The 8,885-nt window shown below is 64.0% G+C and carries 10 protein-coding genes and 2 pseudogenes; 2 read left to right on the forward strand and 10 right to left on the reverse strand.

The annotated features are described in order from the left end of the window. Positions 1 to 52: 52 nt before the first annotated feature. From AAIO73_RS15740 to adh, 4 genes and pseudogenes are all read right to left on the reverse strand, one after another. A protein-coding gene (locus AAIO73_RS15740) for an IS630 family transposase (RefSeq protein WP_345879176.1) occupies positions 53 to 996 on the reverse strand; the annotation gives its coding sequence in 2 pieces (ribosomal slippage) (positions 53 to 658 and positions 661 to 996; 942 coding nt in all). Between the two features lie 533 nt (positions 997 to 1,529). Next, positions 1,530 to 1,961, reverse strand: a complete 432-nt coding sequence (locus AAIO73_RS15745; RefSeq protein ID WP_345879139.1) for a hypothetical protein — start codon at positions 1,959 to 1,961, stop codon at positions 1,530 to 1,532. A gap of 464 nt (positions 1,962 to 2,425) precedes the next feature. Beyond that, positions 2,426 to 3,250, reverse strand: a pseudogene (locus AAIO73_RS15750) (zinc-dependent alcohol dehydrogenase); the annotation flags it as partial. A 68-nt stretch (positions 3,251 to 3,318) separates the two neighbouring features. After that, the gene (gene adh / locus AAIO73_RS15755) at positions 3,319 to 4,830 is read right to left on the reverse strand and encodes an aldehyde dehydrogenase (RefSeq protein ID WP_345879140.1); all 1,512 of its coding nucleotides are present in this window, start codon (positions 4,828 to 4,830) and stop codon (positions 3,319 to 3,321) included. A gap of 149 nt (positions 4,831 to 4,979) precedes the next feature. Between adh and AAIO73_RS15760 the strand changes: the two genes are divergently transcribed. Next, on the forward strand, positions 4,980 to 6,053 hold the full coding sequence (locus AAIO73_RS15760) for a sigma-54-dependent Fis family transcriptional regulator (protein ID WP_345879141.1): 1,074 nt from the start codon (positions 4,980 to 4,982) through the stop codon (positions 6,051 to 6,053). Positions 6,054 to 6,287: 234 nt separating this feature from the next. Here AAIO73_RS15760 and AAIO73_RS15765 read toward each other — a convergent pair whose 3' ends face one another. The 5 genes and pseudogenes from AAIO73_RS15765 to AAIO73_RS15780 all read right to left on the reverse strand — a co-directional run bounded on the left by AAIO73_RS15765 (position 6,288) and on the right by AAIO73_RS15780 (position 7,716). Then, positions 6,288 to 6,491, reverse strand: a complete 204-nt coding sequence (locus AAIO73_RS15765) for an alpha/beta fold hydrolase (RefSeq protein WP_345879142.1) — start codon at positions 6,489 to 6,491, stop codon at positions 6,288 to 6,290. Positions 6,492 to 6,583: 92 nt separating this feature from the next. After that, positions 6,584 to 6,886 (reverse strand): annotated as a pseudogene (locus tag AAIO73_RS20315) (alpha/beta fold hydrolase); the annotation flags it as partial. Then, on the reverse strand, positions 6,856 to 7,218 hold the full coding sequence (locus tag AAIO73_RS15770; RefSeq protein ID WP_345879143.1) for an alpha/beta fold hydrolase: 363 nt from the start codon (positions 7,216 to 7,218) through the stop codon (positions 6,856 to 6,858). The gene AAIO73_RS15770 and the pseudogene AAIO73_RS20315, both read right to left, overlap by 31 nt. Before the next feature lies 1 nt (position 7,219). After that, a complete protein-coding gene (locus AAIO73_RS15775; protein WP_345879144.1) occupies positions 7,220 to 7,423 on the reverse strand; it encodes a helix-turn-helix transcriptional regulator in 204 nt (67 codons plus the stop codon). Further along, entirely contained in the window at positions 7,420 to 7,716 is a 297-nt protein-coding gene (locus AAIO73_RS15780) for a hypothetical protein (protein ID WP_345879145.1), read from the reverse strand. The genes AAIO73_RS15775 and AAIO73_RS15780 overlap by 4 nt, the downstream gene beginning before the upstream one ends. A gap of 205 nt (positions 7,717 to 7,921) precedes the next feature. On the opposite strand from AAIO73_RS15780, the gene AAIO73_RS15785 reads away from it, so the two are divergent. Then, the gene (locus AAIO73_RS15785) at positions 7,922 to 8,437 is read left to right on the forward strand and encodes a hypothetical protein (protein WP_345879146.1); all 516 of its coding nucleotides are present in this window, start codon (positions 7,922 to 7,924) and stop codon (positions 8,435 to 8,437) included. A 204-nt stretch (positions 8,438 to 8,641) separates the two neighbouring features. On the opposite strand, the gene AAIO73_RS15790 is transcribed toward AAIO73_RS15785, so the two are convergent. Next, a partial coding sequence (locus tag AAIO73_RS15790; protein WP_526023813.1) for an alpha/beta hydrolase occupies positions 8,642 to 8,885 on the reverse strand: 244 nt, incomplete at its 5' end.

Consider the following 8,885-nt stretch of genomic DNA (forward strand, 5'->3'; position numbering starts at 1 on the left):
TGCGGCAAACGCATCCGCTGCTTCCGACGGCGCGACTTAGAGTCTGATCCATTCAACTTGAAGCGTATCCGCTGTTGCGAAGATAGTTGGCGCATTCATGGGGTAGGAAGGCGTCGAGAAGCGAGCCGATCTGCTTCCATGTTGCTTCGACCGATCGGGTGTTGGCCTTGCGAAGCAGTGTCTTGAGCTTGGCGAAGACCTGCTCGATGGGATTGAGGTCGGGCGAGTAGGGCGGCAGGAAGAGGAGCCTGGCGCCGACGGAGCGGATGAGCTGGCGGACGGCCTTGCCCTTGTGGCTGCCCAGATTGTCCATGACGACGATGTCGCCGCTCGAGAGGGTGGGGAGCAGGAACTGCTCGACATAGGCTGTGAAACTCTCGCCGTTGACGGGGCCGTCGAGCACGAGCGGCGCATCGATGCGATCATGCCGGAGCGCGGCCAGAAAGGTGAGCGTGCGCCAGTGGCCGTGCGGTACCTTGTCGACCAGCGGCAGACCGCGAGCACACCAGCCGCGCAGGCGCGTCATGTTGGTCTTGGCCCAGGTCTCGTCGATGAAGACGAGCCGACGCGGATCGATCCGGCCCTGATACTTACGCCATTGCGCCCGACGTCTGGCGATCGCCGGCCGATCCTGCTCGCGGGCGATCAGCGTCTTTTTTTGAACGTGATCCCGGCCTCGCGCACGATCCGCCACACCGAGCCGTAGCTCGTCACCACGCCGCGTTCACCCAGTTCCGCCACCAAGCCGCGCAAGGTCACGTCCGGCTTGGCCGCCAGCCGCTGCAGCAGCCAGTCGCGTTCTGCCGCCAGCGACCGTGGATGGCGGTAGCCTTGCGGGCCGATCGCTGCACTCCCGGTTGCCCGATATCGCTGCGACCAGCGCACTACCGTCGCCACGCTCACCCCGAACAGCTCCGCTGTCGCCCGGCACGAACGTCCCGCTGCAACCGAACCCGCCACCCGCTCACGCAGATCATTCGAATAACCTCGACCCACAGCTGCCGACCTCCGCACGGCCAGCAACATGAATCATAGCTATACCCCCTTGGGAATCCCCCCAACGATTCTCGTCGGTTGAATCGGACTCTAGAGTTCAGGGCCCGTTATGATGTAGTTGGAATGCGGCCTCCCGACAATTTGGCGGCACGATGCGACAGTCACCGACCGCTCCATTGGAGCCGTGCTGTTTTTTGGATGGGATGCCTTTTCATGCGACACGTGCGCGGCTATCATGGTCGACGAGCCCCAGACGTTCTGCCGTGAATTCAGGCGCTTAAATAGTTAACATTCTGGCGTGACGGTCCTGCCGCCCCAGCCATCTGCCTGAAATCCCAGCCAATTGGCTGCTAAGTGTCTGAAGACGCTGGCTGACTATCAGGGTCGGCTGTTGGCACCTGCACAATTGTGCATCGGATTGTGCCAATGCGCTGGCCGGGAAGGCCGCGGTTTTGGACTGTCTTCAACACGTTTACCGGCGCGGGCACATTTTCTGGTGGCGCCGAATTCACCGTTTATTGGATAATGGCACCCTAGATATTCGGCTGTCGCTGCGAACCACCGACCGGAAGGCAGCGCGCAACATGGGGGCGGCGCTCACGGCGGTGACGCCGAGGGTGCTGGACATGCTGGACCGGCGGGCCAAGCAGAAGACCAATATCACCGAGCAGGAGCTCCAGGCGATCGCCAAGGCGATGTACGAGGAGCGACTGGCCGAGGTGTGCACCCTGCAGCGATCGACGCCATACGATGTCGAGACCCACTCGGCCGCCAATTTGGCGTTCGTCGATTATTTCGAGCGACTGAAGAACCAGGGCGGCCATATGTCCTTCCTGCCGGCCGAAGAGCGCAAACTGGAGGCGGAGGGCTGGAGCGCGCAGCGGATCGTCGACCTGCGCAGGATCATCGCCATGCGAGAGGAGCGCGGCATCGACCCGATCCGGCAGGAGGAGATCGATCGCCATCTTGCCGCCGCCGGTTTTGCGGTCGATGACCGGCTGCGCTGGATGCTGGAGCTAGCGCTCTATCCGGTCTACCGCGACGCCTATGCCGCCGCAGAGGCGCAGCTTCGAGGTGCGGCCATGCCCGGGACGGTGGCGCCTAGCAGTTCGCCCACGCCTGCACCGGCGCAGCCGTCGGCTTTGCCGGTCGCTGGCGTTCATCCGGCGCCGGTCGGTGCCACGCCAGCGGTGCCGGACGACTGGCTGCATTGCACCCCAGTCAAGGCAGCGGAGCGGATGATCGCCACGACGCTCCGCCTGCTGGAGCATCGCAAGGGCGGCAAGCGCGAGAAGGATAGCGTCGGCGAACAGACGCTGCGCCAGATCCGCTGGGCCGCCGTGCTGCTGCAGAAGTCGCTGCCGCCCGGCACGCCGATGTGGCGGGTTTATATCGCGCCGAGCGTGCCCGACCGGAAGCGCGGTCAGGCGAGCGGAAAGTCCCCCGGCGGCAGGCCGTTGAGCGCCACCGTGCCGCCCCGCGCCATCATGCCCACGGCCTGGGCGAACGCCTTTTCGCTGACCGCGGTGACGAGCGCACCTTGCGCGCCACCGCCGGTCTCGCGCTTGATCGCCGTCGCCGGGTCCGCTTCGGTCCGGGCATTGACCGTCACCTTCGCACCCAGCCGCCGGGCGAGGTCCAGCTTGGCGTCGTCGACATCGACCGCCGCGACGTTCAGCCCCATGGCGACCGCATATTGCACCGCCATATGGCCAAGCCCGCCGATCCCGGAGATGACGACGGTATCGCCCGGCTTGGTATCGGTCATCTTCAGCCCCTTATAGACCGTCACCCCGGCGCAGAGCACGGGCGCGATCTCGGTGAAGCCGATACTGCCGGGCAAATGGCCGACGAAATTGGGGTCGGCGATGACATAATCAGCGAAACCGCCATTGACCGAATAGCCGGTGTTGAGCTGGCTCTCGCACAGCGTCTCCCACCCGCCCAGACAATGCACGCAGTGGCCGCAGGCGGTATAGAGCCAGGGCACACCGACCCGGTCGCCTTCCTTGATGTGCTTGACGCCCTTGCCGACCGCCGAGACATAGCCGACGCCCTCATGCCCCGGGATGAAGGGCGGGTTGGGCTTGACCGGCCAGTCGCCCTCAGCGGCGTGCAGATCGGTATGGCACACGCCCGAAGCCTGGATCGCGACCTGAATCAGGCCGTCGCCGACCTCCGGCACGGGGACTTCATCGATGGTCAGCGGTTGGCCGAACGCGCGCACGACGGCGGCCTTCATCATCTTCGCCATGGTGTTTCTCCTATCGGATGTGATGGGGCAGAGATGGGCGCACCCGCCGACCCCTGCCTTGACCGGTATCAAAAGAAGCCGAGCTTCTTGGCCGAGTAGCTGACCAGCAGGTTCTTGGTCTGCTGATAGTGATCGAGCATCATCCGGTGCGTCTCGCGCCCGATGCCCGAGCGCTTGTAGCCGCCGAACGCCGCGTGCGCCGGATAGGCGTGGTAGCAGTTGGTCCAGACGCGTCCGGCCTGAATGGCGCGTCCCATCCGGTAAGCGCGGGTGCCGTCGCGCGTCCACACGCCCGCACCCAGGCCGTAAAGCGTATCATTGGCGATACTCAGCGCCTCTTCACCGGTCTTGAAGGTCGCGACCGAGACGACCGGGCCGAAGATTTCCTCCTGAAACACGCGCATCTTGTTGTGGCCGCTCAGCACGGTCGGCTTGACGTAATAGCCCTCCAGCCCCTCCGGCCGGTTGCGGGTGCCGCCGGTCAGCACCTCGGCACCCTCGTCGCGGCCGATGTCAAGATAGCCGAGGATCTTGTCCATCTGCTCCTGCGAGGCCTGCGCGCCGACCATGGTGGCGGGGTCGAGCGGATCGCCCTGGATCATCGCCTCGACCCGCGCAACCGCCTTTTCCATGAAGCGGTCATAGATGGATTCGTGCACCAGTGCGCGGCTGGGGCAGGTACAGACCTCGCCCTGGTTGAGCGCGACCATGGCGAAGCCCTCGATCGCCTTGTCGAGATAATCGTCATCCTCGGCCGCCACGTCGCCGAAGAAGATGTTGGGGCTTTTACCACCCAGCTCCAGCGTCACCGGGATCAGATTTTCGGACGCGTAGGACATGATGAGCTGGCCGGTCGTCGTCTCGCCGGTAAAGGCGATCTTGGCGATGCGCGGGTTCTGGGCGAGCGGCTTGCCCGCCTCGACGCCATAGCCGTTGACGATGTTCAGCACGCCCTCGGGCAGCAGGTCGGCGATCAGTTCGGCCAGCACCATGATCGAGGCGGGGGTCTGCTCGGCGGGTTTCAACACCACGCAATTGCCCGCCGCCAGCGCGGGCGCCAGCTTCCAACAGGCCATCAACAGCGGGAAGTTCCACGGGATGATCTGCCCCACCACGCCCAGCGGCTCGTGGAAATGATAGGCGACGGTGTCGTGGTCGATCTCCGAAATGCCGCCTTCCTGTGCGCGGATGCAGCCCGCGAAATAGCGGAAATGGTCGATGGCCAGCGGCAGGTCGGCGGCGGTCGTCTCACGGATCGGCTTGTCATTGTCCCAGGTCTCGGCAGTGGCAAGCAGGGCGAGATTCTCTTCCATCCGATCAGCGATGCGGTGGAGGATCAGCGCGCGCTCGGCGACGCTGGTGCGGCCCCAGCCGTCCTTCGCCTTGTGCGCGGCATCGAGCGCCAGTTCGATGTCGGCGGCCTGGCTGCGCGCGACCTGGCAGATGACCTGCCCGTCGATGGGGGATCGGTTTTCGAACCAGCGTCCGTCCACCGGATCGACCCAGCGGCTGCCGATGAAATTGGCATAACGCTGTTTGAACGGCGCGGTGCGGGCCTTGATGGCTTCCTGGATCGTCACACTCTCTCTCCTTGGTCTGTTATGGGCCAAGGCTCTGCCTGTGCGGCTCTCGCGACAAGGTGATCCGCGACGAAGTGCGGGTGAAGTGATGGACTTTGCAGGGCCGAGGCGTAGCATGTGTCGCACGGCGCGACGCCAAAGCTGCGCCAGTGTCGCAACTTGCGACAATAGGAGAGGATGCGGCGATGGACGGCGCCGGGATAGAGCAGGGGCGGCGAGCCTATTTCGACGAGGGGCAGTTGCCGCTGGAAAGCGTGCGCCAGCCGGTGCTGCGCTCCTGGTTGCGCTGCACTGACATGGGGCTGGCGCAAGGGCGGCCGCGCGGCGACGGGCCGCTAACCGAAAGCGAGTTGAATGCGCTGCGCCAGCGTCGCGAGTCGCTGCGCCGCCTGTGCCGCCCCGAGCTGGAGATGCTGGCGGGCGAAGCGCGCGAGACGGGCAGCGTCGTGATCCTGGCGGACGCCGACGGCATGATCCTGGACAGTATCGGCGACACCGGCTTCTTGTCGCGCGCGGCGCAGGTGGCGCTCAGGCCCGGCGTGTCCTGGACCGAAGCGAGCACCGGCACCAACGCGATCGGCACCGCCATTGCCGAGCGTCGACCGATCGCGGTGCATGGCCCCGAACATTTCTTCGCCGAACATGCGGTGCTGAGTTGTGCCGCGACTCCGATTCTCGACCCGCGTGGGGCCATTGTCGGCGCGCTCGACATCTCCGGCCCCTCGGTCAGCGGGCATGGCCATGCGCTGGGGCTGATCCGGCTGGCGGTCGACCAGATCGAGCATCGCCTGTTCCGTAGCGGTTTCGCAGATTGCCGGGTTCTGCGGATGCATGACGATGCGGCGATGCTGGGCACGGCGCGCGAGGGCGTGCTGGTGTTCCGCGACGACCGACTGGTGGCCGCGAACCGACGCGGCTTGTCGCTGGTCGGGCGCAGCTGGGAAGCGCTGGACGATACGGCACTGGGCGAGCTGGTCGATATGCAGGGTCCCACGGCGCGGGGACGATTGCGCCTGACCAACGGCGCGACGCTGATCGGCGGCTGGGATGCCGAGGGGCGGGGCGATGGGATCGAACTGTCGGTCGTGCGGCCGCTGGCCGACGATCGGGCAGAAGCGATCGACGCGGCGCTGGCGGCGCATGACGGCAATGTTTCAGCGGCTGCGCGACTACTGGGCGTTCATCGCAGCACCATTCACCGGCACCTTGCCCGCCAGCGCTGAGGGCTGCGGCAGGGCGCTTTGATCATTGTTAATGCGGGGTCCGCCTCGCTTCGTCACCAGGGGGGGCGAAGGAGAAGACCCGCTTTGGACCGCAACCCACTTCAAGGCAGCGTCGTGCCGTTCGCGCGGCGCTGGCACGTCATCAAGCAATTGACCTGATGCGTCTGCTCCAAAAATGTCGTCGTCAGCTGTCTGTGAACGGATGCTTGATTGCAGGCATCCGCTTCACGATGGTCAGGACAGAAATTCCTCAACTGCTTGCCGGAACCCGGTCGGCTGATCGAACATCACGAAATGGGCAGAGGGGCCAATGCCCTTGAAGTCGATATTTGCTGTTCCGGCGAATTGCTGGCGGAAGAAGGCTTCCGCGCGCTCTTGCCGAGAATAGGTTTCGTTCCAAGCATAGACGACCGTGACCGGAGCGCGCACCTTCGACAACCAGGACGCATATCGGTCGTGAGATCCTCGTACATCGCACGGGCCGCCACTCGCGGATCCGAGGCCATCGCCCATTCGATCAACCGGGGATGATAGCTGGCATTGAGTGCCATGCCGGTAACCTGCGCGGCAGCGGCGGTGCGATCGGGCGTCCTGCCGTAACTGGCCGCCACGGCATCGCGCATCTGTGCGGCGCGCGGTTCGACCATTGTCACGGTGACCGCTGTACCCGGAGGGGCCATGGTCGCTGCAAAGAACGGCAGGGAATCGACCATCATCAGCTTGCCTACGTCCGCCGGATGACGCGCGGCGAGCATGAGACCAACAAGACCGCCCATAGAGTGGCCGATGAATACGGGCCGCTTCAGACGGCGCTGTGCAATGGTCGCATGAATGTCCGAACAATGCCGTCGAGTAGGCCAGGCGCAAGGTTAGCCCGCGGATCGTCGCCACCGAAGCCATTGACCTGAACGAGCAGCACGCTGTGCCCCTTCGCGAGTTCGGGCGCGATATCATCCCAAACCGCACGCGGGCTCGACAAGCCAGGGATCAGAATGACCGGAGCACCCCGTCCGATCGTTCGGATGGAAATATGCGTTATCTGGACAGTGTCGGACTGTGGCGCGTGGGCCGTCGACAACTTCGCGGTTTGTGCCGGGGTGGACGCGGTGAACAGGCCGCAGGCAAGCACGGCAGCGGCGAGGCGATGAAAAGTCCCGATTGGCATGTCACTTTTCCCTTGAAGGGCTGACGAAGACAGCTTCGATCGAAAGCTCGAACAATTCGGCTATCTTGAAGGCGAGGGGTAGCGAGGGATCGTAGCGGCCGGTTTCGATCGCATTGATGCTCTGACGGCTGACCTCGAGCTGGTCGGCGAGATGCTGCTGGGACCAACCACGGGTTGCCCGGAGCTCGCGGAGGTGGTTGATCATGCCGTCCGCCGTTCAATCAGTATGTTGACGCAGATGCCGACGCCCAACCCGGCGAACCACATGATAGGCCACGCGTAGCCGACCAGATGCGGAAGGAGGTCGAAGCCTTCGAGGAACCCCCAGAAGGTAGCGGCGGTCATCGCCAGCCCGGTCGCGACCAGCGACTGGCGTACGAGCAGCATGCGCAGATATTCGTCGCGTTCCTCGACCATATATGCGCCGATCGCGACGAAGAAGCCGATCACCGGAAGCGGCGGCAGCACGCCGATCAGGTAGGCGACGGGTGCCGTCACCAGATGGCGATCGAGCAGGTACACCGCCGGGAACAGCAGCGCGACTTAGACGAGAGAGAGGATCAGGACGCGGCGGTTGTAGCGTCGTTGGGCTGGGGAGGCGGCCACTGTGAAGCTCCTTCTATTCATTGTAAAGGAAGCTTGTCATGGAAAGCGAACTTGACGTCAAGTGTGCTTTCCATAATTTGATGGTACGCCAATCAGCTTGTTCATCTACGTAAGAGATGACCCGAAGAAAGCTGCACCGGGTTGGAACCTGCCCGATGATCCGGGCGCTCCAGGTCCCGGAAGCAAAGGGAAGAACATGGATGATTTTGCACGGATAATGGGGATGGAGGGCGTACGTCGCTTGGAACAGCCGAAGACTGCTTCGTCCCCCAAGAGCAGGCCGCGCCCGGTCCCCAGTCCGCGTCACATCACCATGCCCGAACCGGCCGGTTATACATGGGTAACAGGCTCGCGTGCGCGGATCGCACTCGAGACCGCACTCGAACGTCTCGCTCAGGAGATACGGGATGGACGGCGTGGCTGGGCAACCGGCATCCGGCAGGATGGTACGAACGTAACCTTGTCGGCTTCGGCGGGTGCGGCATCATTGCTTGGCACGGCGGATCGTCAATCGCTGCGGCTGATGATCGTTGGTGGCGATGGATGGACTTTTGTAATGCATCCCCTGATGGGTGTCGCCACGTTGGACGAGGATTTAGCGCAACCTGCTTGACCCCCCGAGGGCTTGGGTTGCGGCTACCAACATTCCGCAAGGAGGGTCCCGCAACAGAAATTCCTTTCACCAGTCTTGTCTTGGCATTCTCGCAGGTTGAACCGGCGGCTTAGCTACGATGAACGAATGGCAGAAGTTGGGAGTGAAAAGGCAGGTCTGGACGTCCACATTTGGGTCCAATCGGAACATCTTTCCGGCCCGATTTTAGCGAGGGTGGGCGTCATCTGCTCGAACCCTTAACTGTATAAAACGGGAAACGTCGTCCAGCACCGGTCCACGACCCCGAAACGGCCGGGCGAGCGCGAGCAGGATGCCGATATGGCCGAGCCTAGGATAGGCATGTTGTTCGACCGCCACGCCGCCGGCGCGCAGTCTGGCAGCCAGCGCATCGCTGTTCCGGGGGCGTACGACGCTGTCCTCCGTCCCGTAGAGCAGAAGGGCGGGCGGG

The organism is Sphingomonas epibiotica (genome assembly GCF_039615155.1).
In the GTDB taxonomy this organism is placed as follows: Bacteria; Pseudomonadota; Alphaproteobacteria; order Sphingomonadales; family Sphingomonadaceae; genus Sphingomonas.

Bases quoted from the DNA above. Each gene is read 5' to 3' on its own strand.
- AAIO73_RS15775 (WP_345879144.1), bottom strand. From the start codon at position 7,423: ATGATCAACCACCTCCGCGAGCTCCGGGCAACCCGTGGTTGGTCCCAG.
- AAIO73_RS15745 (WP_345879139.1), bottom strand. From the start codon at position 1,961: ATGGCGATCGATCTCCTCCTGCCGGATCGGGTCGATGCCGCGCTCCTC.
- AAIO73_RS15770 (WP_345879143.1), bottom strand. From the start codon at position 7,218: ATGCCAATCGGGACTTTTCATCGCCTCGCCGCTGCCGTGCTTGCCTGC.